The following is a 2,307-nucleotide window of genomic DNA, read 5'->3' on the forward strand; positions in this document are numbered from 1 at the left end:
CCAGAAGGCAATTGATAGCCTGTTAAATTCCCTTGTTTCCACCACCTCCAAGCCGTTCGATAACTTATTCCTGTTTTTTTTGCCTAGTCTGATAGTTTCATGTCTATATATTACCTTACCTGACTATATCTGACTATATTTGTATTGAAACTTTACAATACTAAATCCAGTTATTAAAAACTGATTATTTATTCTCCCTTTTGCATGAGTGCCTGTCCTAATATGTAGCCTATACTCAACGGATTTAGTATTAGTTGAATAATCTTTGCAGAAAAGTGCTTCGATCCCGCAGGAAAACCTGAGCGCAATTGCGCCCCGGCATTCCCGAAATTGAGCCGCCGGGGTGAGTTCCTGCCCCAGTTAAATAAAGGTTTTTAATTGGGGTTTTGTAGTTAGCTATTTCCGGCAAAGGACGCAGGAAAATCATCTGATCTAAAGTCATATCCAGATGATAGTAATTACCTTTATAGGAACCCAAACGATTAGCTAATTCGGCCGGACTTTCCACCCGACGGGCAATAATGGCGGATTTGAGATTTGGGGCATAATCGGCCAGTTTATCAAGAACTCGATCGGCCACGCGATTTTTTAATTCTTCCGTCCATCCCGTGCCGTTTAATCCTGTTCCCTCGGCCCCGGCAATCTGATAGGGGGCAAAAAATTCGATCCAGAGGGTATGCTTGCCTTGGGGAGCCATGGAGGGATCGAGAATAGTGGGTACATCTAGGTACATCGAGGGATTTTCGTCGGGAATCTGCCCCAAAATCGTTAAAGCGTGGGCTTGTTCAACGTGACGCACGGAATCGGCGATGAGAATCGTTCCCTGTAAATACTCCTCTTTGTGATCGTAAGCCTCGAACCTTGGTGCTTCGGCGAGGGCGCAATCAATTTTAAGAATTGTTTCATTGTTATTGACAATTCGCCGTTCTACCCTTTCTCGCAATTCTGGATCAGCGGCATCCACATCGGCGGGAGCGACTAACTGTAAAAAAACTCGTCTAGCGTCAATATTAGAGATAACACCCGCTTTTGCCAGATATTCTTGTCCAGAGTCCACCCTAACCCCGATCGCTTGTCCTTCCTCCACTAGAATCTGTTTAACCTTCTGCTCGGTTAAAATTACCCCACCGAGACTGACAACACATTTCACCAGAGCCTCGGTTAGTGCGCCCGTACCACCACGAGGGCGAGCCACCCCGGGGGAGTGACGCATCGCCATCATCATCATCCCGGAGGTAATGCCTTTTTGGGAGGGAGGAGCGCCAATTTCCGCCGCTAGACGAGCCAGGGGTGCTTTGACAAATTCGCTCTCAAACCACTCATTGAGGACATCTTCGGGGGAAGTAATCATCGTGCGGATGAAGTCGAGCAGTTTCTTTTTCGAGCCGATCGCTTTCCAGACACTAGCTAAGGCACTAGAGTTATAATTGCGGGCGATTCTGAGCAAATCTTGGGGCGGGGCATTAAACCAAGGCCCGATCGCATTCATCAACTGCGCCCAATAGTCGATAAACTGAAGGTAGCGATCGGCATCTCGCGGAGAAAACTGGGCAATTGCGGCGTGAGTTTTTTCCAGAGAGCGATAGGAAAGAAAATATTGGCCAGAGGGATGGGGACAGAAAACGGTAGGATCGAAGAATAAATACTCTAATCCGTGGCGTTTTAGCTCTAATTCCTCAATTACTGGTCCTAAAAAGATAAATTCGTGATCGATCGCACAGAGATTAAACTTAAAATCGGGGGCTAGATCTGGGATAACCGCTTCTGTGGTTGCCGCTCCTCCCGGTACGCTACGCTGTTCCAGAAGGAGGACGCGATAACCGGCTTTGAGGAGATAGGCGGCACAAACTAAACCATTATGCCCCGCACCGATGAGGATGACATCGTAACTTTCCATACAGTTTCAAAAATTCCTATTTTTAATTTTGCGCTTTTCTTGGCCTTAATATGTTAAAAATAGTTAAAGATTGGCTGCTGTCAGCAGATTTCAGCGAGTCGTTATGAGTGAGCAGGTAGAAAACATTTAATTTTTACTTTTTTTTATGAGTTCTTCCATCAAAGTTATTCAACCATCCGGTATTTTAGATGGCAACCAAGCCAGCGAATTTCGCCAAGAAATTGCCGAAGCCGTGCAGGAAGGGTCAGAAGTTATTATCGTTGATTTCAAGAATGTCACCTTTATGGATAGTTCTGGTTTAGGGGCGTTAGTTTTATCCTTAAAAACCGTACGTTCTGCGGGGGGTAAACTATTGATCTGCTCGATTAATGATCAGATAAAAATGTTGTTTGAATTGACCGATATGGATC

General features: G+C 45.4%; 2 protein-coding genes. One reads left to right on the forward strand and one right to left on the reverse strand.

Annotated elements, in window-relative coordinates:
* Window positions 1–250: 250 nt before the first annotated feature.
* A complete protein-coding gene (crtO, locus tag PX636_RS02750; RefSeq protein ID WP_288116156.1) occupies window positions 251–1,897 on the reverse strand; it encodes a beta-carotene ketolase CrtO in 1,647 nt (548 codons plus the stop codon).
* Between the two features lie 145 nt (window positions 1,898–2,042).
* On the opposite strand from crtO, the gene PX636_RS02755 reads away from it, so the two are divergent.
* The coding region (locus PX636_RS02755) for an STAS domain-containing protein (RefSeq protein ID WP_288116157.1) at window positions 2,043–2,307 on the forward strand (265 nt) is incomplete at its 3' end.

The sequence above is a fragment of the Microcystis sp. M53598_WE2 genome (genome assembly GCF_030067735.1).
GTDB classification, from domain to species: Bacteria; Cyanobacteriota; Cyanobacteriia; order Cyanobacteriales; family Microcystaceae; genus Microcystis; species Microcystis aeruginosa.